Here is a 21,402-nt window from a genome sequence, read left to right as displayed (position 1 = left end):
TGACTATTCTTCAAATGAGGTGACTGTTGCAAGGAATGCGACTGAAGCGGTTCATATTGCCGCTCCTGGTATTAGCTGGAAGCTTATACTGGTCAAGCCCCACGGGTGGCTTGAAGTTCATACCTATTTATGAAGCCCTCACCATCAAAGCTCAGAAAAATTCTCCACCACATATCGCCTTTGAAGAACTGCTGGAATCCGAGAGGCAACTTGCAGAGTGGTCAAGAATCGAAAAAGTGAAACCATTGAATCTTGCCGCAGAAAAGTCCACCGCACCGCTGTTTGCGAAGCGTGTGGAGATCGCTGAAATGGTGATTCAAAAAACTCCGGAAAGATTTGTCGCGGAAGCACCATCCACAACAACGGTGGATGCCGATCCGACGGCATGGATGAATGATCTTTCCCCTGCTCAAGCCAAGCGTCTGCAAGCCGCTCAAAGCCGCAGCGAAGTGATGGGTCAGGACTGGAGCCAGCCAACGTGGTCTGACATGGCCAAAGAGGTTCTGGAAAAATCCGGCGTGATGACGGCGACAACATCCTCCAACCCACGTGTGTATGTGGCGGGTGTGGATGCTTCCGGCAAAGCCAGCACCAAAATTCCCCAAGCTGAAGTGCGCATCCCGGATCGCAACAATCAACCCTCTGAGGACGGTCTGAATCCTTCCTATGGTTTGGTGGAAGAACAAAGACCGGCGGGCATTCGCACGATTTCGGGTCCTTTGGAAATCACCGGCGGTCTGGCGGTCACCAATGAACATCATATTGAAATCCGTCGCAGTGACGAAGGCGTCTTAAAAGAACTGGGCAAGGTCAATCTTGTTCAGGGTCAGTATAATATAGATGTCGAAGACGTGACCGGATCCATCATTGCCCGTCTGGTGGACAAAGAGGGTAAAACCCTGGGTGAAGGCAGCTTCCGCTTAAATCGTGTCGCCTCGATTGCGCAAAACCGTTTGCAGGGACCGAAGATTCGCATCGAACCACATCCTGACTTTGGCGGCATTGTTACAAGTGCTTACAATCCAAAGCCGGATGATGCAGCTCCCGCCAAGACTCTGGTGACCTTTGTAAAAGGTGCCAAAGAAGTCGCTCCGAAAAAAGACGGAGCCGTGGCGATGGATAATGTGACCAAAGGATCCACGACGGTGATGCGCGCGGCAGCGCCTTCGCACATGCAGACAGCATCGATTGTGGTTTCGGGTCAGGAATTTAAGACGCCTCTTTATCCGGCTTCGATGATCCAGGCCCTGCAGGACATTTTGAGCCAGCAACGACAGATGTCCTTTGAAGGCGCACCAACCATCATCTGGGGTAAGGTCAGCCTTGATGGCAAAACACTTTCCGGAATTGATGTGGTTGTCGAATCAGATCCAAGCCTTGTGCCGGTTTACTTTAATCAGTTCATGCTGCCGGATCCAAGTTTGAAATCCACCGGCGACAACGGTCTGTTTGCCTTTGTGAATGCGGAGCCAGGCTTCCATTCCCTGCTGGCAACAAGGGCGGAAGCGATTGTGGGTTATCAGAACGTGGTGGTCGAAGAGGGTTCTGTGGCTCAAGGGGATATTCAGTCCACTATGAAAAACGAAGCCGTTCCGCTGCGGGTGTATGACGCCTTTGCGGGCGATGCGGTTCCGGCCACCGTGACCATGCAAAGCTTGCAGAGCGAATTTGAAGTTCAGGGTGCCACGACGGTGACTTTGCCGAACCTGAAGCGCTATGGTCTGATGCGAGTACAGCCTGAGGGCACCGACTATGTGGCGGCCAGATATGTTTACAATGACAACGACGAATACGTGCACGCCCCGGTGGTTCGCTGGTCATGGCTGAGCGCTATCAAAGGTTATCTGAAGATTGATGATCTGCCGACGGCGGGTGTGATTGTGGGCTTTGTTCCGGATGAAAACTTTGAAGTTTATCTGGCTGCATATGATTCATTCAACCCGCGCCAGATTGTGTACTTCGATATGCAAGGCCGTATCCTGCAAAATGGCAAGGGCATCGCGGGTGGTGGTTTCATTCTTTACAACGTTCCTGAAGATATTCACGAAGTTGTGGTGGTGGGCGAAAGAACGCAGAAGATCTATTCCCGCGTTCTGCCCGTGGATCCAAACACGCTGTCCGTGCTTAGTTTCCGAGAGTAAATTCAGAAACACATTTCTTGAAATAGTTCCCGCGATCTTCAAAGGACTTGAATTCATCAAGACTGGTTCCGCCCGGGCTTAGTAATACTGTATCACCAGGTTTTGCACTTCCCAGGATGTCACACAGGGCTTCACCCAAACGGGCAAAAGACCTTCCGGGCAACGTGGATTTTGTCTGTGCGATATCACGACATTCACCGAAGAACACAAACTCAATGTCTTTCAGATTTCCCAGGGCTTTCAGATCCTGCCACGGCAGATTTTTATCCCGGCCGCCCAAAAGCAGCCACAGCTTTCCGGATTTTGAAAGAGTGTCGTGGGCCGCCGCGGTTGCAATCAACACACTGTCCATGGCGGTGGCTTTGCTGTCGTTGATGAAACGAATGCCCTTGTGGGTGCCAACACTTTCCAGTCTGTGGACAAGGCCCTTAAAGGCCTTCATGCCCTCAATTGCTGAAGCCGGCCATTTTGCAGAAAGTGCCAGGGCGCTGGCCAACGCCAGATTGTCCTGATTGTGCTGCCCGATCAGTTGCGCTTTCTCAAGCTGCAAAGAAGTTAAAGCCTTGTCCGATCGCGAGATAATTTTCACCTGTTCAGATCCGCCATTTTTGTGGAAGTACTCAACAAGGTCGCCGCCTTCGCGATTAAGTAACAAAGCATCCTTGGTCAAAGACAGGATCTTCCATTTGGTGTCGTAATAGTGCTGAAGGTTGTCGTAGCGTTCAAGATGATTGGAGGTGAGGTACGTGATCGCGGAATAATCCAGGGAAAGACCCTCGCAGTTTTCCAGTTGATAGCTGGATAGCTCCAGAATCACCCAGTCGGCGCGCGGACGTTTGCCTTCAATCACATCGGCGGCATAGTCTGCAAACGGGGTTCCCAGGTTTCCACCGACAAAGCCAGTTTTGGAAAAGGCCTCTAGCCCCGCACCTAAAATCGAAACGGTCGTGCTTTTTCCAACGGAACCGGTCACGCCGATCATCTTTTCGGTTTCCAGGGTCGCACAGGCCAAAGAAAGTTCGCTGGTGATTTGGACTCCGTTTTTCCGAGCGTCTTGAATCCAGGCCGATGCCAGGGGAACACCCGGGGACACGACCAGTGTTCCGGGTTTTTGATTCATCAGGACCTGAGGGTCACGAAACTGAGCCGATTCCAGTTTTCCATCAAAAGTAAGAATGGATTCGGGCGCATGACCCGCCAAAGTCAGCAGGCGTTTGGCGGCTTCACCGCTTTTACCCATGCCGACAATTGCAATTGGAGTCTTCAGGTTCTTGATAAATTCTTTCATCTGCACGATCATAGACTTGGGAGGCAGATTTGCCCACTTCTTTTTCAAGACCTTTTCCTGATTTTAAAATGGCGTCGCACACTGCGATCATCAGTGATTTGCATTTGTGTGAAGCCGAACCTGTGAACCTGCGTTTTCCGTTGTGGAAGAAATTCAAGACGCGTCAGTTCTTCTTTGATGACACCTTTGAAGTGTTTCTGAAGAACTGTGAAGAAAAGGCTCAAGGTGCTTCGGTTGAGCTTGTTCTGAACGGGGATATCTTTGATTTTGACAGTGTCCTGCGTTTGCCGGATGAACCGGTCTTTCATGTCAGCGGTCTTGAAAAGCGCCGCGGGCTGTTTCCGATTGAAGAGCGATCCCGATTTAAAATTGAAGTGATTCTGAAAGATCATGCCGACTGGGTCCGCGCCCTGCGCGAGTTTGTACTGCGTGGAAATCGCGCCGTCTTTGTGATTGGCAACCACGATCTTGAGCTTCACTTCCCGGAAGTGCAGGCCGAGATCTATCGTCATTTGAACCTGCCGGAAGACAAAAAATATCAGGTCCGTTTTGTAGAGTGGTTCTATATCAGCAATCAGGACACTTTGATTGAGCACGGCAATCAGTATGATCCCTATTGCATGTGTGAAGACCCGATCAATCCGTTTGTTCGTGGTTATAATTTTGTTTCGTTGAAGCTTCCGTTTGGAAACCTGGCTTGTCGATATCTGATGAACGGAATGGGTTTCTTCAACCCGCATGTGGACAGTAACTACATCATGAGTATTCCGCAGTACATTAAGTTCTTCGTGAAGTACATGCTGCGTGCACAGCCGGGATTGGTACTGACCTGGTTCTGGGGCTCTGTGCTGACTTTGCTGCACTCGTTCTATGACCGTCTGGCGGCGCCGATCAGAAACCCATTGAAGATTGAAGACCGCGTGTCTTTGATCGCAGAAAAATCAAATGCCGAGCCACGCATGGTGCGTGAACTGAAAGAGCTCTTTGTAGCTCCGGCAGCCAGCAATCCGTTTTTACTGGCGCGCGAACTGTGGTTGGATCGGGCGTTTATTATCTTTGTGGCTTTCTATCTGATCTTTCAACTGATGATCTTTGTGCGGGCCATTTATGAAATCTCGTTCTTCTGGGCATTCATTCCGCTGTTCCTGTTGTTGCCGTTTTTCTTATTCTACAGCAAGTCCGTGACGTCCCTCGTGTCTGGCTACAAAGAACCCGATGACCGGGTGATGGCCATGACCAGTGCGATCACCAAGGTCAATCGCATCGTTTACGGGCACACCCATCACACCCGTCATGAAATGATCGGGTCTGTCGAACACTTGAACAGTGGATGCTGGTCACCGGCCTTTTTGGATGTGGAATGCACCAAGCCTCTGGATCAAAAAACGTTCGTGTGGATCTCTCCGGGTGAGGCCGGAGCCCGTCAGGCAGAGCTTTTCAAGTTCGTGGATGGAAAACCGGAGCTGTTAATGAACCCGGGGCGCTCTTAAATTAGTGCGCCGCAAGAAGATTTCATATTGTCATTCACAGGACCCTATGCAAACCTTTTATCTGTTCGATTAACATGGATGGAGAGGTATATCATGGCAGAAGTACTTGTAGTAACAAGCAAAGTTAAAAAACTGATCAAAGAAAAAGGTCAAATGAACACATCTGCTGAGACTATTGACGTACTCAGTAAAGCCATTGAGCAACTGTGCTTGAAAGGCGTTGAATCTGCAAAAGCTGACGGTCGTAAAACCGTAATGGCTCGCGATATCGTTATCGACCACCTTTAATTCGGTCGAACGAAAGTTCGTTCAGCATTGGTTCAATTTTAAAACCCACGGCCCTGAAACCGTGGGTTTTGCATTTTTTAGCACTGAAAATTCCGCCGGAGTTTGAATGATTAAAAAAGCCCTGCCCGTCCTTCTTGTTCTTGGCGCTGTCATCAGCTATCTGCTGTGGCCCCTGTCTTCTGAAAACACAGAAGTCCCTTATTCGACCCCTATTGCTGAAAACCAAGATCCTCAAGAAGCGGAAGCTCCATCCGACTCGGAGCCGGATGCAGTTTCCTCGGCCTTTGAAATGAAGACTGAACAAACTGTCAGTGAAAGTGTGCCCTATGAAGAGCCGTCGTCACCTCATGATGAAGTTTCTGCCAAGAGTGAAGTGACCTATGTGGTGGAAGACGGCGTGGCGGTTGTTAACGAGGACATCGTGATCGGAGTTCCCCGCAGCGCCAAAGTCCGCGGCAGTGTGGCTGTGGAAAGTGTTCAGTTGTGGGAAGGCGGTGTGGTGCCTTTTCATATTCAGGGTGATGTACCCAATAAATCAGAGATCATTCAGGCTATCGCCGCGTTTGTTGAAACACCCATCAAGTTTGTTCCTTACACCAATCAGGAAGATGTTCTGGTGTTTGAAGCCGGGTCAGGATGTAAATCCTATCTTGGAAAAGTCGGTGGCAAGCAGCCGCTGTGGATTTCTGGAGGTTGCGGTGTGACCGAAATCATTCACGAAATCATGCACGCTCTGGGGTTTATCCATGAACAGAATCGCAGCGACCGGGACCGGTTTGTTGAAGTGATGTGGGATAATATCCAGGAAAAGTACAAACACAACTTTGAACTTTTTCCCGCGTCGTTGATGGTGCTTAGCGGGGCTTCGGCGTTTGATTTTGAATCCGTCATGCTTTATCAGCCGACGGCTTTTAGCAAAAACGGCGGCGTTACCATGAAATCAAAAACAGAATTTCAACTTGCCCCAAGTGCCGCGCTGAGCGCCGGAGACATCCAGCGCCTGACAAATGTTTATGGCAGAAACTAAATCATAGCCTGAAGTTCTTCCCAAGAGATAATCTTCACGCCCAGGCCCTGGGCCTTTTCAACTTTCGAGCCTGGATCATCACCCACGACCAGATAATTCAGCTTGGATGAAACCGAGCCCAGAATTTTCCCGCCGTTTTTTTCAATCAAGTCTTTGGCGTCATCACGCTTCACCGGCAACGTTCCGGTGATCAGGAAGCTCATGCCAGAAAGCGAACCCTCTTGGGCACGCACGGGACCTGCGATGGTAACCCCAAGCTTTAGCATGGCGTGAACTTCGTCGACCAGCTTGGGATTTCCTGTCCAGTCGCGGATGGATTTGGCAACCTTCGCGCCGATCTCCGGCACCAGCAGCAGTTCTTCTTCGCTGGCCTCCAGGAACTTATCAATTGTCAGGAAGTGATCGGCCAGATGTTTTCCGGTTTGTTCACCCACAAATCGAATTCCCAAAGCAAAGATGAATCGCGCCAGCGTCGGGTTTTTGCTGTTTTCAATGGACTTGATGATGTTGTCGGCCGACTTTTCACCCTGACGATCCAAGGACAGAATCTGCTCTTTGGTCAGACGATAGAAATCCGAAAAGCTGGTCAGCAGATTGTTGTCGACCAGGGTTTCAATCAGACGATCGCCAACTTTGTCGATGTTCATCGCCCGTCTTGCCACGAAATGTTTCAGCGATTCCTTCACCACGGCGATACACAGTGGATTCACGCAACGGGTGACAACTTCGCCTTCGGCCTTCACAGCGACAGAACCGCACGCCGGACAGTTTTCAGGAATCGAGTATGGCAGACGATCCGCCGGTCGCTTGTCAGGGTTTACAACTTCCACCACTTCGGGGATCACATCGCCTGCGCGCTGAATGATCACGGTGTCGCCAATGCGGATGTCTTTGCGGGTGATTTCATCCTGGTTGTGCAAAGTGGCGTTCGTAACGGTGACCCCGCCCACTTTCACGGGCTTCATGATCGCCACCGGAGTCAGCGCCCCCGTGCGACCCACCTGAACAATGATGTCTTCCACGGTGGTTTGAGCCTGTTCCGGCTTGAATTTCGCGGCCGTGGCCCATCGGGGGCTTCTTGCCACCAGTCCCAGGTCCTCTTGCAATCGCAGGGAATTGACCTTGATCACCACACCGTCGATATCAAAAGGAAGTTTAGGACGGACTTTCTCAATGTGGTGATAGTACTTCACAACCTCTTCAGGCCCCTTGGCCACCACCAGCAGCTCTTCTTTGTAGGGAAGCACTGTTGGGATGCCGTGATCGCTAAAGTATTCCTGAATGTTCTTTTGTGTGCTGAAGCTTTCACCTTCCACCGCGCCCAAGGCATAACCGAAGAAACGCAACGGGCGAGAAGCGGCGATGCGCGAATCCAGCTGGCGCACAGTACCGGCGGCGGCATTGCGAGGATTGGCAAAAGTCTGCTGCCCGTTCTCCTGCTGAGTTTCGTTCAGCTTTGCGAAGTCCTCCTTGAACATCAGAACTTCCCCGCGCACCTCCAGAAGCTCTGGCGGATTCTTATGAGCAAGTTTTAGCGGGATGCTTTTGATGGTTTTAATATTGTGAGTGACGTCCTCTCCCACGGTGCCGTCGCCACGGGTGATGGCGCGAACAAGCTGACCTTTTTCATAGATCAGCTCCATGGAAAGGCCGTCAAATTTAAGCTCGCAAAGATATTCCACCGGTTCTTCGGTGTTTAGGAATTTTTTAACACGTTCATCGAACTCGAAAATATCTTCGGGCGAGTAGCTGTTCGCCAGTGAAAGCATCGGCAGGCGGTGCTGGGCTTTTGCAAAGCCTTCCAAAACAGTTCCGCCCACTCGCTGGGAAGGTGAATCGCTGAGGTCCAGACCTTTGGTGCTTTTTTCAAGCTCCAGAAGTTCATTGAAGAGCTGATCGTATTCGTAATCTGTAATGGTGGGCTTATCCAGAACATGATAGTTGTGGTCGTGTTCAGAAATGATCTTTTTTAGCTCTTCATGGCGTTTTTTGGACATAGAACAATTTGCACCTATCTCTGAGGTCCAGTCACCATCAAACGCATTGGGCAAAAGATGACTCTCAAGGCAGTTTGTACTAGCTTAAATGTCGATAGACCGAGAGGAGCTTCCGGTGATTGACAAAAAGAAGATCGAAGCGATTGCCAAACTTGCCCGCCTGCATGTGACGGATGAAGAAGCCCAGGAATACAGCACCCAGCTGGCCAAGGCCCTGACCCACTTTGAGCAGATTTCAAAAATCAACACCGCCGGGATTGAACCTTTGGTGACTCCGACGGAAATTGAATCCTATTGGCGTGAAGATGTCGTCAGTCAGGAATTCACCGCGGATGAAATGACCGGAAATGCACCGGACCGCGCGGGCAACCTTTTCAAAGTTCCACCGGTTGTCTAGGAGGTTGATTGTGGATTTAACATTTGCCTCCATTTCTGAAATCGCCGACGCCGTCAAATCCCGAAAAATAAGCGCCAAGGAAGTGGCACTGCATTTTCAAAAGCGCATTGAGGCCTTAAATCCGAAACTGAACGCCTTCACGTCATTGAATCCCCTGGCCGTCCAGGACGCCGAGGCCCTGGATGCGCGCATCGCCAAGGGCGAGAACGTGGGTCTGCTGGCGGGTGTGCCCTTTGGTATTAAGGAAATGTTTTGCACCAAGGGTCTGACAACCACCGCCGGAAGCAAGATTCTGGAAAACTTTGTCCCGCCTTATGATGCCACCGCCGTGGCTCGTCTAAAGAAATCCGGCATCGTGGTGATGGGAAAACTTAATCAGGATGAATTTGCCATGGGTTCTTCCAATGAAACGTCTTTCCACGGTGTGGTGAAAAACCCGTGGGATCTGGAGCGTGTGCCCGGGGGATCTTCCGGTGGCTCTGCCGCCGCCCAAGCTTCGCGTTTGGTGGCGGGAACGCTGGGTACAGACACCGGGGGATCGATTCGTCAGCCCGCAAGCTTCTGTGGCATTGTCGGGGTGAAACCCACTTACGGTCGTGTGAGCCGCTATGGCATCATCGCTTATGCATCTTCGTTGGATCAAGCAGGCCCGATGGTAAGTTCGGTGAAGGATGCCGCTTTGACTTTGGAAGTGATTTCCGGATTTGACCCGCAGGATTCCACCACAAGTCAGAAAAAAGTCCCGGCCTGGAGCCAGAATCTGAACGCCGATGTCAAAGGCATGAAGATCGGTCTGATGAAGGAATACATGACCGGTGCTTTGGATCCGGACGTGCAAAAGACTGTGGAAAACTCCGTGGATACATTGAGAAAACTGGGCGCTGAGATTGTTGAAGTCTCTGTTCCCATGACCGAGTTTGCTGTGCCGGTGTATTACCTGGTGGCTGCGAGTGAGGCGTCATCGAATCTTTCCCGCTATGACGGCGTGAAATACGGATATCGTGCCGAATTTAAAAATCTTTCGGCGGTGGATCTTGAAGAGTTCTACAGTCAGACGCGGGGTCAGGCGTTCGGTGCCGAAGTCAAACGTCGTATCATGCTGGGCACGTACTGCCTTTCCAGCGGTTACTATGATGCCTTTTACAACAAGGCCGGTCAGGTGCGCCGCCTGATCATGGAACAGTATCTGGAAGCCTTCAAAAAATGTGATGTGATTTTAAGCCCGGTCACCACTGCACCCGCTTTCAAGATTGGCGAACGGGTTTCTGATCCGTTGGCGATGTATTTGAATGACATCTTTACCACCTCGACAAATCTTGCCGGTCTGCCGGGAATGAGTGTTCCTTTTGGCCATTCACAAAGCGGTCTGCCGATCGGTATTCAGCTGACGGCGGGTCACTTTGAGGAACAAAAGATGCTGAATGTGGCTTACGCGCTGGAAGGCGCCTCTTTGGTGAAAGGAAAACATCCCCATGTCATCTAGAGGATATGAAGCCGTCATCGGTATTGAGATCCATGTGCAGCTGAGCACGAAGACAAAGATCTTCAGTTCGGAATCAACGGCCTTTGAAGCCGGCGACAATGAAAACACCTCGCCAGTCAGCGTGGGTATGCCCGGCAGTTTGCCGGTTCTAAACAGCAAGGTGGTCGAATACTCGATAAAAACGGGTCTGGCCTTGGGTTGTGACATCCGTCGCAAATCCGTTTTTGCGCGCAAGAACTATTTCTATCCGGATCTTCCCAAGGGCTATCAGATCTCCCAGTATGATCAGCCTATCTGTGAAAACGGATCGATCACTTTCAAAGTGGATGGAAAAGAAAAGACCGTATCCATCACCCGCGCCCATATGGAAGAGGACGCCGGGAAATCCAACCACCACGGTGAATACACACTGATCAACTACAACCGTTCCGGCATTCCGCTGCTAGAGGTTGTCTCGGGTCCTGACATGCGCTCACCCCAGGAGGCAGCAGAATACGCGCGCACCATCCGGCAGATCGTGCGCTATCTGGATGTCTGTGACGGGAATCTGGAGGAAGGATCATTGCGTTGTGATTGCAACGTCTCGGTTCGTAAAGAGGGTGCGACCCAGTTCGGCACCAAAGTTGAAATCAAAAATATCAATTCATTCCGTTTTGTTGAAAAAGCCATTGAATACGAAATTGAACGCCAGATTGATTGTGTTGAGCGCGGTGACAAGATCATCCAGGAAACCCGACTGTGGGATCCGGATAAAAACCGCACGTTCTCGATGCGCGCCAAAGAAGATGCGCAAGACTATCGCTATTTCCCGGATCCGGATTTGCAGCCAGTGATCGTCACGGACAGCATGATTGAAAAATACAAAAAGGAACTGCCCGAGCTTCCCATTGCCCGCGCCAAGCGTTTCCAGGATGAACACGCGTTGCCGGAGCTGGATGCCACGGTGCTGACCACGGAAAAAGATCTGGCCGACTTCTATGAAGATACTGCGAAAGAATCCAAAAACTTCAAGGCGTCCTCGAACTGGATTATGACCGAGCTTTTGCGCGAGCTGAATTCCGCCAATAAAAACATCAAGGATTCACCAATCAAGCCGGCGCAGCTGGGCAAAATGATTGCGATGATCGACAAGGGCACAATTTCCGGTAAAATCGCAAAAACCATCTTCCAGGAAATGTGGGCCTCCGGAAATGATCCGGAAGTCATCATGAAGGAAAAGGGTTTGGTGCAGATCTCGGATCCTGCGGCCATTGAGAAGCTGGTCGAAGAAGTATTGGCGGCCAATGTGCAGACTGTTGAAGATCACAAATCCGGCAAAAAGAAAAATCTCTTTGGTTTCTTTGTCGGTGCCGTGATGAAAGCGTCCAAGGGTCAGGCCAATCCGGATCTTGTGAATAAGATTCTTCTAGAGAAACTGAAATAGAACAGGACATTTGAGATGAAAAAAGTTGCAGCCCTTGATCTTGGAACCAATACCTTCCTGTGCCTGATTGCTTCAGGTGACAAGGATGGAATTAAAAAGGTGCATCGTGATCTGATGCAGGTGGTGCGTCTGGGTCAAGGGGTTGGGCAGACCGGTGAATTTCACCCGGATGCTTTGGCCAGAGCCCGTCAGTGTCTGACGGAATTCAAAAAAGAAATCGATTCCGAACACGTCGATCAGATTCTGGCAATGGCGACATCCGCCGCGCGTGACGCCCGCAACGGTCAGGAGCTTTTCCGTATCGGTGAAGAGCTGGGCATTCCCATTGAAATTATTCCGGGTGAGGATGAAGCAAGAATTACTTATCTGGGGGGTACCGCAGGCGGCACCAATCCGCATGTGACTTCCCTGGTGGTGGACGTCGGTGGAGGTTCCACTGAACTGATCGTTGGCAAAGGGGCTGACATTCTGTACGGCCACAGTCTTGATATCGGCGGCGTTCGTCTGACAGAAAAGTTCATCACGACTCAGCCGGTGATTGAAAAAGACCGAAAGTCTTTGGAAGTGTTCATTCAGGAACAATTGAAAACAATTCTGCCTGAAATTCAAAAACACAATATTGATCAAATCGTGGCAGTGGCTGGAACACCAACCGCCCTGGTGGCGATTGAGGTTGGTGGCTTTGATGAAAAGAAGGTCGATGGCTTCTTCCTGAAGAAAGACCGTCTGGCTCACTGGGTGGAGGAATTTGCCCGTACCACAGTCGAAGAAAAAAAGACCAAGTATCATCTGGGTGGCCGAGCGGATATCATTTTTGCAGGAGCTTCGATCCTGCTGGCAGTGGTGGAAGCTTTGAAATTGGAAGGTATGGTTGTTACGACCAAAGGGGTTCGTTATGGTGTTGCGCTGGAAATGTTCTACGCTCGCTAAATTTGTCATGTTCGCAGGAGTGTTCGTGGTCCTGCTTCCGCAGGCCTTTGCGGCTAAGGAATTTTCAAAAAAGAAAGTTACTCTGGGCTCCAAGACTTTTGTCGTGGAGATCGCCGAGACACCGGACCAGCACGAGCGCGGCCTGATGTTTCGCTCGCAGATGGGTGAAGACGAAGGAATGCTCTTTATATTCAAGAACGAGGAAACTCGATTCTTCTGGATGAAAAATACATTAATAGATCTGTCCATCGGGTACTTCGACAAAAGTCTGACGTTGATTGATGTGAAGGAAATGAAGTCCGGTAAAGGTGTGCCGGACGCGGCCCTGCCGTCTTATGCCAGTGCACAACCTGCGAAATATGCGCTTGAAATGAATAAAGGTTGGTTCGATAAAAATAAAATAAAGATGGGTTCCAAACTCAAGATCCACTAGATCAAAAGTCCAGTGATTTTCTTAGTGTTTGCATGACTTCGATCTTGTGCTTAGATTGTTAATAACGCTTAACTGAAACAGTATGTTTCGTGGCATCAATCAAGGATGAATACATGATGAAAAAACTCGTTATCTTACTAGCGTGCCTAGGTCTGGCATTCCAAGTAACAAGCTGTACGTCTAAAGATAGCCAAGCAGACGCTGAAGTTGCTTCCGACTTCGATTCCGCAGACCTTGAAAAACTAGAAGGTGATGACGCCCTTGAAATTGCTGGTGACGACTCTTTGGCCAGCGACCAACTTCCAGAAGATGCTCTGGGCGAAACAACCACGACCACTGAAACAACCACAACAACTGCTGAAACGACTCTAGGTGATGATCAGGCGACGACAGAACAGACCGACGTCGCAACAACCACCGAAACATTGCCAGCAGATCCGTTTGCAGAAGCTCCAGCGGCGGATGTTCCAGCTCCAACAACTTCAGTGGCTGAAACAACGACCACAACTGACACTTCCTCCAACTCTGTTTTTGAAAGCTCTACCGTTACTGAATCTTCAACGACCGTGGTAGACTCCTCTTCTGAAGCTCCGAAAAAAGCCAGCGCACCTTTGCAAAAGGTTGCAACGACTCCTTGGAAAGCCGGCGGTACTTGGTTTAATACAGTTTACTTCGCTCGCCCGGGTGACACTCTAAAAGGTATCAGCCAGATGATCTATGGCGCTGACAAGCGCAAGGAACTGAAAAAAGGAAATCCGACATTCAATTCCCGCGACGTTCGCGCTGGAGACAAGGTTTATTACAGCTCTCCAAACCGTCCGGATGATTCTGCACGCATGATCACCTACTACGAAGACAATGGTATTGCGCCAGAGACTTACGTGGCTAAATCCGGTGACAATATCAGAACGGTTTCCAAAAACCTTCTGGGTTATGACAATGCCTGGAAGGAAGTTTGGTCTTCCAACTCTGTAGATTCCAAAGGCAACATTGCTGAAGGCACTGAGCTTCGTTACTGGAGAGGCGGCGCAGTGGCTGCTGCTCCGGCGCAACCAGCGATGGAACAACCGCACCAGGAAGTTGCTGGCAACATGCCACAGGCTCCTGCAGAAGAGATCCCGGCTCCACCAATGCCGGAAGATCCAATGGCTCAACAGGCTCAAATGGACATCCCGCCTCCGCCAATGGAACAAGCGGGTGATATGGCTCCGCCTCCTCCGCCACCGGACATGGCTCAGGACATGGCGCCACCTCCACCACCACCAGTGGAAGCCATCAACCCTCCAGCTCCGCAAGTGGCTGAAGAAGCACCGACTGGCATGGACAATGACACGACAATGGCTTTGGCAGTTGTTGGTCTGGCAGCGGCAGGTTTGGCAGTGCTGATTGTGATGAGAAAGAAAAGAAAACAGAAAGAGCTTGAACAACAGGCGATGGACAATACCCACGTAGGAACATAATCAGTTCCCGGGTTCTCCAAAAAAGAAAAGAGCGAGTTTTCACTCGCTCTTTTTGTTTTTGCGGATCTTATCCGACTTTTTTAAAGATCGTGTCCATCACTGACCGGCGATCGTTTCGGGAGTTCTCCACGAAATAGATCAGGTCATCAACGATCTGAACGTCGCGATTGTTCACCGGCATGAACTTCACACCGACCCCAACGGAATTGGTCCAGATCACATGAGCGGCGATCTTGCGCTCACGACCGGCCACGATAATGACCAGGTTTAGTTTCTCATTGGCGCGAACTTCTCCGCCCTCAAACTCTAAAAAGGCTCCCGTGATGCTGATATTCTTAAGCGTGCCTTTGGTCTCTTCGCGCGCGTAATTGCGCTTAAAAGACACCTCGAGGTTAAGAGGGGTTCTTGGTGCCGGAACTGTATATGTGTCCTCCACGTCAGACTCCTTGTGCTTAAATTGGATACTATCCTTTCGGTATTACTTACCAAAAATTAATAGGGGGTCCGGGTGATTTTTAACTTTTCGGATTAAAATTCTGAAAACTGGACTTACTTAGGCTCATATTTAAACACCTGAAATAGCTTCATTTTTAGAAAACAAGAAAAGTGTTAAACCCTCGAACATTATGAACAATCTTCTGTTTCCTCGACCCCGTTTCAAGCTGGGACAGGCAAGGGGGCCTGGGAGCCGCCAGAGTTTTGCTATTGACAAGCAGGGGGCGGCTCAAGGACAGTGAGGTCATAACGAATAAGCATGAATCCAATCGGATCAGCTTCCTATATATATATCGCTCTTTTTTCTGATTAAATCCTACAAGGAGAATTTGTTTGTCTGAACCTAAAGATCAACAAGGCGTTGAGGTGGCAAAAAAACGTACTCGCACTGCGAAGAGTACATCTGAAGATACCTCCGCCCCCGCTGCTGAAGCTTCCCCAGCTCCGGCCGCCGAAGCCGCCCCTGCGGCCCCAGCACCTTCCGAAAATGCCCCTGTTTCAGCAGCTCCTGCCGCTGCTCCGGAAGCCCGCCAAGACAGACCTCAACAGCAAAACCAACAACGCCGTGAATTCCGCCCGCACAATCGCGACAACCGTGATCGTGGCGATCGCAATGACCGCGGCGACCGTAACGACCGTGGCGACAGAAATGATCGTGGTGGTCACCGTGGTGATCGTGGCAATAATCAGCGCCGCGACTTCCGTCATGACCGTGGCCGCGATGAAGCCCAGCCAATGGGTGACGATGCTCACTCAGCGATGCCGGCCCAGGTTCAGGACGTGGATTTGGCGGACATCTCTTTGACTGATGAGGAAAAGAGCTGGTTGTCCTCCAAGGACTTGAAATCAAAAAACATCACGCAGCTGACAGAGCTTGCGAACAAACTGAAAATCGAAAACGCTGCCGGTCTTCGCCGTCAGGACATGATCTTCGAAATTCTGAAACGTGCCGCGAAGCTGGGTCAGGACATTTATGGTTCTGGCGTTCTGGAAATCCTTCCGGACGGTTACGGATTCTTGCGTTCTCCGGATTACAACTATCTTCCAGGTCCGGATGATATCTATGTATCTCCGTCCCAGATCCGTCGTTTCGGCCTAAGAACCGGTGACACCGTGACGGGCACAGTTCGCCCGCCGAAAGATGGCGAGCGTTACTTTGCATTGTTGAAAGTGGATTCTCTGAACTTCGAGACCACTGAAAAAGGCAAAGACAAGATCCTGTTCGACAACTTGACGCCGCTTTATCCGAATGAACGCCTGAAGCTGGAACACAGCCCTGGTGAATACACCACGCGTGTTGTGGACCTGATGGCACCGTTGGGTAAAGGTCAGCGTGCCTTGATTGTTGCGCCGCCAAGAACAGGTAAAACCGTTCTGATGCAGCAAATTGCCAATGCGATCACACACAATCATCCGGAAGTGAAATTGATCGTTCTTCTGATCGATGAACGTCCGGAAGAGGTGACCGACATGCAACGTACCGTAAAAGGTGAAGTTGTTTCGTCCACGTTCGATGAGCCACCAACTCGTCACGTTCAGGTTGCCGAGATGGTTATCGAAAAAGCAAAACGTTTGGTTGAACACAAACATGACGTTGTAATCCTGCTGGATTCCATCACTCGTCTGGCGCGTGCCTATAACACCGTTGTTCCTCCATCCGGTAAAATTCTGTCTGGTGGTGTGGACTCCAACGCCCTTCACAAACCAAAACGTTTCTTCGGTGCGGCTCGTAACATTGAAGAAGGCGGATCTTTGACTATCATCGCGACGGCTTTGATCGATACGGGTTCCCGTATGGACGAGGTTATCTTCGAGGAGTTTAAAGGTACTGGTAATGCCGAGATCCACTTGGATCGCAAGCTGATGGAAAAACGTATCTTCCCTTGCATGGACATCAACAAATCCGGCACTCGTAAAGAGGACCTGTTGGTTGATAAAGCAGACTTGAACCGTCTGTGGATCCTGAGAAAAGTTTTGGCACCAATGAACGTTATCGACGCGATGGAATTCCTGATCGATAAAGTTGAAGGTACAAAAACAAACAACGACTTCCTGAAAGCGATGTCCGGACCGGGCTAAGCTTTGCTTCGCGCTGGAGATTGTAAATTTGAAGTTATGAAAAAGGGAGTCGATGAGACTCCCTTTTTTATTTATGGATTGGGTTGGGGTTGGGGTTGAGGCTCGGGCTGCGGTTGAGGCTGCGGCTGGGGTTCTGGTTGTGGCTCAGGCTCTGGCGTGGGTTCGGTTTTTTTCAAAGTATCGGTTTCGCAACCGCCGTAGATTTGATCGGTGTTGATCACACCTTCAAACGGATAGACGAAGTCGGACATTCCGTCGGAGCCCTCTTTAGTCGTATTTACTGTCAGCTTGTGGTTCAGGCCTTCAGAGGTGATATGAATCAGGCCGCCTTTATCAAAAGTCACTTTGCCGGTCAGTTCAACCGAACCCTGATCCGAAGTGGACACTTTCACTTTGTTGGTGTCGGAACTATAGGACACAGAAATAAAAGGTTCAGTGAAGGTGCAGTAGATGCTTTCAGCCGAAGCCACATGAGACAGGGTTAAAACGGCCGCAAAAGGGATCAGAAACTTCATGGAAATCCTCCTTGTTATAGTGGCTCAAGGGTAGGTGCGCTGGGGGTGGCTCTCAAGAATCCGTCAGGGGCGAAGGCAAAATACAAGGGGCTGTCAGCTTTGGGGAGGTCTGGTTTTCCTGGGGGGCGCAAGAACACCGGAAAGCAATCGCCGCCCGCCCTGGATACTACTTAAATATATGTAATCACGAATGTTTGTGCGAACTAGTCGGGCTTCTGAATGGGGTGTCTGTTGCTAAAAAAAGCAGCGATTTATGCTCGACACGGGGTAGTCAGTATGTTACATCCTTACAGCTTAAGACCCATAGGTTAAATTATTTAGAAGGAATCAGGTCATGAAACAAAACCTACACCCAAAAGTAAATACTGTTGTATTTAAAGATATCTCTTGCGACTTCAGTTTCTTGGGAACATCTACTCTGCACTCTTCCGAAACTGTTAAATGGGAAGATGGTAAAGAATATCCACTAATCAAAGTTGAGATCTCTTCTGCATCTCACCCGTTCTTCACTGGTAAGCAACGTGTGATGGATACTGAAGGTCGTATCGATCGTTTCAAAAAACGTTACGGCAAGAAGTAAATTTCAGACCTCCGTTCGGAGGACGTTCTTGTATGAAATGCGGTTCAATCTTCGAACCGCATTTTCGTTTTCAGCGATGGTCCCAATCCCGATCAGCATGATGTATCAGACCTATCAATCGATCCGTTAGTACCAGGAGCCTCAGCCATGTTCTCGAAGTTAGATGCAGTCGAATCTCGTTACGAAGAAGTCAATATGGCTCTTCAAAGACCCGACATTGCCTCTAATCAGACGCAATACCGTGCTTTGATGAAAGAACTGGGCAATCTGGAAAAGATCGTTCTGGTTTATCGCGACTATCGCAAAAAAACTGAAAATCTGAAAGCCAGCAAAGAGCTTCTGACCGCGGAACAGGATGCAGAAATGCGTGAACTGATTCGTGAAGAGGTGAAAGAGCTTGAGGCTGAGCTGCCTGATCTTGAACAACAGCTTAAAATCGCATTGATCCCCAAAGATCCGAACGACGACAAGAATACCATTCTTGAGATTCGTGCCGGTGCCGGCGGGGACGAGGCGGCTTTGTTTGCTGATGAATTGTTCCGTGGTTACGTTCACTATGCCTCCACTCAAGGGTGGAAGGTGGAAATGATCTCTTTCTCTGAAGGCAATGCCGGCGGCGCCAAAGAGATCATTGCCAGCATCACGGGTGACTCTGTCTTCAGTAAAATGAAGTTTGAATCCGGTGTTCACCGCGTTCAGCGTGTTCCTAAAACGGAAGCCGCGGGCCGTATCCATACGTCCACGGTGACCGTGGCGGTGATCCCGGAGGTTGAAGTTTCTGAAATCAAGATCCCGATGTCTGACGTGAGAATTGAGACCATGCGTTCTCAGGGCTCTGGCGGTCAGTCGGTGAATAGAACTGAATCAGCGGTTCGTGTCGTGCATTTGCCGACAGGTATCGACGTAAAATGTCAGGAAGGTAAATCACAGTCCACGAACCGTGAGCGTGCTTTCCAGATCCTTTACGCAAAACTGCAGCAGATCGAGGACGAAAAGGCCCGTAAAGAGGCTTCCGATGTCCGCCTGGAGCAGATTGGTACGGGGGATCGCTCTGAGCGCATCCGCACTTACAACTTCCCTCAGACCCGTATTACCGATCACCGTATCGGTTTGACGATCCACCAGCTGGATCAGGTCATGAGTGGTTCATTTGAGTTGCTGATCGACCCACTCGTTGCTAACTTCCAAGCAGAGGCACTTAAAAAACAAACCTCTGCTTAAAGAATGAAACTCAAAGAAATACTCGATAAAACCACAGCTTTCTTCAAAGACAAAAAAATCGATACTCCACGTTTGGATGCGGAACTGCTTTTGGCCCACGGGCTGAAGCTGGAACGCATTCAGCTTTATTTGCGCTTTGATCAGCCGATGAAGGATGAAGAGCTGGCCGTTCTGCGTGAACTGGTCCGCCGTCGTGCTTCGGGCGAGCCGGTGGCGTACATATTGGGGTATCGTGATTTCTTCAATCACCGTTTCGAGGTGAATAATCAGGTGCTGATTCCGCGCCCGGAAACTGAACACATTGTGGAAGACGTTCTGGCGTGGGCTTCGGACAAAGAAGCTTCCTTGGGTCTTGTTGACCTGGGATGTGGTTCGGGGTGCATTGGACTGAGTCTGCTGAAGGAATATCCGAATGCCAAGCTGATCGCTGTGGACCTGCTTCCGGGGGCCATTGAGGTTGCTCAACGAAATGCGCAAGCTCTTGAGGTGGCCGATCGGGTTCAGTTCCTGAACTTGGATGCGGGTAATGTGGAAGCTATCATGTCGGCTTACAAGGACTTTACCGGTCAAAGCAGTATTGATGTGCTGGTCTCCAATCCTCCGTACATTGCTTCGGACGACCCACAGGTGGAAGAAAACGTTAAGAAGTTTGAACCCAACTCGGCTTTGTATGCCGAAGACAGTGGCCTGGCCCTACTAAAGGGATGGTCCAAAGCTTTCGCCCCCTACCTGAAGACACCCGGCTTGATGTTGATGGAAATGGGAATGAGTCAGGGGCCGGCGATGAAGCAGGCCTATGAAAGCTTAAAAATATTTAACGAAATCAGTGTCATCAAAGATCTTTCTGGGCATGATAGAGTCATCCGCGGAGAAACACATGGATAAAATGGTCGTCATGGGCAATGGCCCACTAAAAGGTACTGTCGCTACGAGCGGTGCAAAGAACGCTGCTCTGCCAATTTTGTTTTCGACTCTTCTTGCTGAAGGCAACCACGTCTTCACAAATATGCCGAAACTGAAGGATATCGAATCCACTTCTGAACTTCTGAACAGCCTGGGCTGTGAAACGAAGTGGGTGGGTGAAGAGTTTCACGTCACGGTGAACAAACCTTCTTCTTTCGAAGCGTCTTACGACCTGGTTCGCAAGATGCGCGCAAGCTTCCTGTGCATGGGCCCGATGCTGGCAAAATACGGTGAAGCCGTTGTGTCCCAGCCGGGGGGTTGTGCTATCGGAAGCCGTCCGATTGATTTGCATTTGGACGGTTTCAGAGCTTTGGGCGCTACAATCACACAAAAAGAAGGTTACGTTCACGCAGGTTCCCCGAAACTAAAAGGTGGAACGTTCCTGTTTGAAACTGTGACCGTGGGTGGAACCGAGAACGTGATGATGGCAGCAACACTTGCCGAAGGAATCACGGTTCTGGAAAACGCTGCCAAAGAACCCGAGATCGTGGATCTGGCCGAATATCTGAACAAGATGGGCGCCAAGATCACCGGTCACGGCACCAGCGTGATTCGTATTGAAGGCGTGGCAAAACTGACGCCTGCAAAACACTCCATCATGCCGGATCGTATTGAAGCAGGAACTTTGCTGATTGCCGGTGCGATCACCAAAGGCCAAGTGACGGTGACCAAATGTGTGCCGGCTCACTTGGAAGCATTGATCCTGAAAATGCGCGAAGCGGGTTTCAAGATTGAAACGACCAAAGACACCATGACGGTCTTCCCTTGTGATCAGTGGGAGGCGGTGGATATCACGACGGCCCCTCACCCCTTGTTCCCGACAGATCTTCAGGCGCAGTTCATGGCGTTGATGACGGTGGCTCACGGGACCAGTGTTATCACTGAAACCGTTTTTGAAAACCGTTTCATGCACGTGACTGAGCTTTGCCGTCTGGGTGCTGATATCACTCCGAAAACCCGCGTGGCCGTTATCCGTGGCAGCCCTGGTCAGTTGACCGGTGCGCCGGTGATGGCAACGGACTTGCGTGCCAGTGCTTCCTTGGTTCTGGCGGGCCTGGTGGCTTCGGGTGAAACCGTTGTCAGCCGCATCTATCACCTGGATCGTGGATACGAAAAGCTTGAAGACAAGCTTTCATCCCTGGGTGCGAAGATCCGCAGAATTGAATAACAAAGAAAAGGCTCCTTCACGGAG

19 protein-coding genes are annotated in these 21,402 nt (G+C 50.3%); 15 read left to right on the top strand and 4 right to left on the bottom strand.

Annotated features, from left to right (window positions below; translation table 11 throughout):
* Positions 1-110: 110 nt before the first annotated feature.
* On the top strand, positions 111-2,141 hold the full coding sequence (locus ACNQKP_RS03860) for a hypothetical protein (RefSeq protein ID WP_417862957.1): 2,031 nt from the start codon (positions 111-113) through the stop codon (positions 2,139-2,141).
* On the opposite strand, the gene murD is transcribed toward ACNQKP_RS03860, so the two are convergent.
* The gene (murD, locus tag ACNQKP_RS03855; RefSeq protein WP_417862956.1) at positions 2,125-3,477 is read right to left on the bottom strand and encodes a UDP-N-acetylmuramoyl-L-alanine--D-glutamate ligase; all 1,353 of its coding nucleotides are present in this window, start codon (positions 3,475-3,477) and stop codon (positions 2,125-2,127) included. The genes ACNQKP_RS03860 and murD overlap by 17 nt on opposite strands.
* 20 nt (positions 3,478-3,497) lie before the next feature.
* Here murD and ACNQKP_RS03850 point away from each other — a divergent pair, with 20 nt between their 5' ends.
* The 3 genes from ACNQKP_RS03850 (at position 3,498) to ACNQKP_RS03840 (ending at position 6,234) form a co-directional block, all read left to right on the top strand.
* Complete coding sequence (locus ACNQKP_RS03850) at positions 3,498-4,919, top strand: metallophosphoesterase (protein WP_417862954.1); 1,422 nt, start codon at positions 3,498-3,500, stop codon at positions 4,917-4,919.
* Positions 4,920-5,012: 93 nt separating this feature from the next.
* A complete protein-coding gene (locus ACNQKP_RS03845; RefSeq protein ID WP_011162677.1) occupies positions 5,013-5,207 on the top strand; it encodes a histone-like protein in 195 nt (64 codons plus the stop codon).
* Between the two features lie 106 nt (positions 5,208-5,313).
* Positions 5,314-6,234, top strand: coding sequence for a M12 family metallopeptidase (locus ACNQKP_RS03840; RefSeq protein WP_417862952.1), 921 nt, complete (start codon positions 5,314-5,316; stop codon positions 6,232-6,234).
* Here ACNQKP_RS03840 and ligA read toward each other — a convergent pair.
* The gene (gene ligA / locus ACNQKP_RS03835; protein WP_417862951.1) at positions 6,231-8,231 is read right to left on the bottom strand and encodes an NAD-dependent DNA ligase LigA; all 2,001 of its coding nucleotides are present in this window, start codon (positions 8,229-8,231) and stop codon (positions 6,231-6,233) included. The genes ACNQKP_RS03840 and ligA overlap by 4 nt on opposite strands.
* A gap of 88 nt (positions 8,232-8,319) precedes the next feature.
* Between ligA and gatC the strand changes: the two genes are divergently transcribed.
* From gatC to ACNQKP_RS03805, 6 genes are all read left to right on the top strand, one after another.
* A complete protein-coding gene (gene gatC, locus ACNQKP_RS03830) occupies positions 8,320-8,628 on the top strand; it encodes an Asp-tRNA(Asn)/Glu-tRNA(Gln) amidotransferase subunit GatC (protein WP_417862949.1) in 309 nt (102 codons plus the stop codon).
* Positions 8,629-8,638: 10 nt separating this feature from the next.
* Positions 8,639-10,111, top strand: coding sequence for an Asp-tRNA(Asn)/Glu-tRNA(Gln) amidotransferase subunit GatA (gatA, locus tag ACNQKP_RS03825; protein WP_417862948.1), 1,473 nt, complete (start codon positions 8,639-8,641; stop codon positions 10,109-10,111).
* Positions 10,101-11,534 (top strand): Asp-tRNA(Asn)/Glu-tRNA(Gln) amidotransferase subunit GatB, encoded by a 1,434-nt coding sequence (gene gatB / locus ACNQKP_RS03820; protein ID WP_417862946.1) that lies wholly within the window; start codon positions 10,101-10,103, stop codon positions 11,532-11,534. The genes gatA and gatB overlap by 11 nt, the downstream gene beginning before the upstream one ends.
* Before the next feature lie 15 nt (positions 11,535-11,549).
* On the top strand, positions 11,550-12,464 hold the full coding sequence (locus ACNQKP_RS03815; RefSeq protein WP_417862944.1) for a Ppx/GppA family phosphatase: 915 nt from the start codon (positions 11,550-11,552) through the stop codon (positions 12,462-12,464).
* 7 nt (positions 12,465-12,471) lie between these two features.
* Positions 12,472-12,897 (top strand): DUF192 domain-containing protein, encoded by a 426-nt coding sequence (locus ACNQKP_RS03810; protein WP_417862942.1) that lies wholly within the window; start codon positions 12,472-12,474, stop codon positions 12,895-12,897.
* 89 nt (positions 12,898-12,986) lie between these two features.
* Entirely contained in the window at positions 12,987-14,357 is a 1,371-nt protein-coding gene (locus ACNQKP_RS03805; protein WP_417862941.1) for an LPXTG cell wall anchor domain-containing protein, read from the top strand.
* 67 nt (positions 14,358-14,424) lie between these two features.
* Here the strand turns inward: ACNQKP_RS03805 and ACNQKP_RS03800 are convergent, their stop codons facing one another.
* Positions 14,425-14,793 carry a PilZ domain-containing protein gene (locus ACNQKP_RS03800; RefSeq protein ID WP_011162686.1) on the bottom strand — a complete coding sequence of 123 codons (369 nt, stop codon included), beginning with the start codon at positions 14,791-14,793 and terminating at the stop codon, positions 14,425-14,427.
* Positions 14,794-15,185: 392 nt separating this feature from the next.
* On the opposite strand from ACNQKP_RS03800, the gene rho reads away from it, so the two are divergent.
* Positions 15,186-16,931: a transcription termination factor Rho gene (gene rho / locus ACNQKP_RS03795; protein ID WP_417862939.1), complete on the top strand. Its 1,746-nt coding sequence runs from the start codon at positions 15,186-15,188 to the stop codon at positions 16,929-16,931.
* Positions 16,932-17,002: 71 nt separating this feature from the next.
* On the opposite strand, the gene ACNQKP_RS03790 is transcribed toward rho, so the two are convergent.
* The gene (locus ACNQKP_RS03790) at positions 17,003-17,446 is read right to left on the bottom strand and encodes a hypothetical protein (protein WP_417862937.1); all 444 of its coding nucleotides are present in this window, start codon (positions 17,444-17,446) and stop codon (positions 17,003-17,005) included.
* Positions 17,447-17,780: 334 nt separating this feature from the next.
* Between ACNQKP_RS03790 and ACNQKP_RS03785 the strand changes: the two genes are divergently transcribed.
* The 4 genes from ACNQKP_RS03785 to murA all read left to right on the top strand — a co-directional run bounded on the left by ACNQKP_RS03785 (position 17,781) and on the right by murA (position 21,378).
* Positions 17,781-18,026, top strand: coding sequence for a type B 50S ribosomal protein L31 (locus tag ACNQKP_RS03785; RefSeq protein WP_011162689.1), 246 nt, complete (start codon positions 17,781-17,783; stop codon positions 18,024-18,026).
* 147 nt (positions 18,027-18,173) lie between these two features.
* Positions 18,174-19,247, top strand: a complete 1,074-nt coding sequence (gene prfA, locus ACNQKP_RS03780; protein ID WP_417862935.1) for a peptide chain release factor 1 — start codon at positions 18,174-18,176, stop codon at positions 19,245-19,247.
* 3 nt (positions 19,248-19,250) lie between these two features.
* Positions 19,251-20,132, top strand: coding sequence for a peptide chain release factor N(5)-glutamine methyltransferase (prmC, locus tag ACNQKP_RS03775; protein ID WP_417862933.1), 882 nt, complete (start codon positions 19,251-19,253; stop codon positions 20,130-20,132).
* Positions 20,125-21,378 (top strand): UDP-N-acetylglucosamine 1-carboxyvinyltransferase, encoded by a 1,254-nt coding sequence (gene murA, locus ACNQKP_RS03770; protein ID WP_417862931.1) that lies wholly within the window; start codon positions 20,125-20,127, stop codon positions 21,376-21,378. Before prmC ends, murA begins: the two co-directional genes overlap by 8 nt.
* The last annotated feature ends 24 nt before the right edge of the window (positions 21,379-21,402 follow it).

It is taken from the genome of Bdellovibrio bacteriovorus (genome assembly GCF_048286975.1).
Classification (GTDB): domain Bacteria; phylum Bdellovibrionota; class Bdellovibrionia; order Bdellovibrionales; family Bdellovibrionaceae; genus Bdellovibrio; species Bdellovibrio bacteriovorus_H.
Note: the sequence above shows the minus strand (reverse complement) of the source record. Positions and strands in the feature narration are given on the sequence as shown.

Coding starts and splice junctions, on each gene's coding strand:
- ACNQKP_RS03850 (WP_417862954.1), top strand. CDS start 3,498: ATGGCGTCGCACACTGCGATCATCAGTGATTTGCATTTGTGTGAAGCC.
- ACNQKP_RS03845 (WP_011162677.1), top strand. CDS start 5,013: ATGGCAGAAGTACTTGTAGTAACAAGCAAAGTTAAAAAACTGATCAAA.
- ACNQKP_RS03840 (WP_417862952.1), top strand. CDS start 5,314: ATGATTAAAAAAGCCCTGCCCGTCCTTCTTGTTCTTGGCGCTGTCATC.
- ligA (WP_417862951.1), bottom strand. CDS start 8,231: ATGTCCAAAAAACGCCATGAAGAGCTAAAAAAGATCATTTCTGAACAC.
- gatC (WP_417862949.1), top strand. CDS start 8,320: ATGTCGATAGACCGAGAGGAGCTTCCGGTGATTGACAAAAAGAAGATC.
- gatB (WP_417862946.1), top strand. CDS start 10,101: ATGTCATCTAGAGGATATGAAGCCGTCATCGGTATTGAGATCCATGTG.
- ACNQKP_RS03815 (WP_417862944.1), top strand. CDS start 11,550: ATGAAAAAAGTTGCAGCCCTTGATCTTGGAACCAATACCTTCCTGTGC.
- ACNQKP_RS03810 (WP_417862942.1), top strand. CDS start 12,472: ATGTTCGCAGGAGTGTTCGTGGTCCTGCTTCCGCAGGCCTTTGCGGCT.
- ACNQKP_RS03790 (WP_417862937.1), bottom strand. CDS start 17,446: ATGAAGTTTCTGATCCCTTTTGCGGCCGTTTTAACCCTGTCTCATGTG.
- ACNQKP_RS03785 (WP_011162689.1), top strand. CDS start 17,781: ATGAAACAAAACCTACACCCAAAAGTAAATACTGTTGTATTTAAAGAT.
- prfA (WP_417862935.1), top strand. CDS start 18,174: ATGTTCTCGAAGTTAGATGCAGTCGAATCTCGTTACGAAGAAGTCAAT.
- prmC (WP_417862933.1), top strand. CDS start 19,251: ATGAAACTCAAAGAAATACTCGATAAAACCACAGCTTTCTTCAAAGAC.
- murA (WP_417862931.1), top strand. CDS start 20,125: ATGGATAAAATGGTCGTCATGGGCAATGGCCCACTAAAAGGTACTGTC.